Here is a 402-nt window from a genome sequence, read left to right as displayed (position 1 = left end):
ACTTGTAATAATGGGTGTCAGGCGGTCTGTAAGTCTTTTTTTCCTTCTTTGGTGTAGATTCGGTTTTTTGAACCCTTTTTTTAGGTTTCGCAAAAGGCAGCGTATCAAACACGGTATCATTGTACTGAACTTTCACGCCGAAGACCGGGCTTACCAAGACATCCACCTTAGCACGTGGAGGGATAGGGTTGACGTCGTCGCAAATAACTTTAAAATGCCTGTTATGGAAAGAGAAAATACCGCCGTTGTCCACAGATCTTTTATGCTTGACACATAAGATATGGGCAATATCAATGTTTTCAGGGATAGGTCTGTAAACAGACACCGTTTCCTTAGCTTCAACAGCGAACAGCGCGTTAAATTTATCTATGTATTGAGTCAAGAACTCATTAGCTTGCTCTA

General features: G+C 41.5%; 1 pseudogene. It reads right to left on the bottom strand.

Features of this window, described 5'->3' with window-relative positions:
- A pseudogene (locus KKC1_RS16200) lies at positions 1–402 on the bottom strand (ISNCY family transposase); the annotation flags it as partial.

Origin of the sequence: Calderihabitans maritimus (genome assembly GCF_002207765.1) — a bacterium.
Classification (GTDB): Bacteria; Bacillota; KKC1; order Calderihabitantales; family Calderihabitantaceae; genus Calderihabitans; species Calderihabitans maritimus.
Note: the sequence above shows the minus strand (reverse complement) of the source record. Positions and strands in the feature narration are given on the sequence as shown.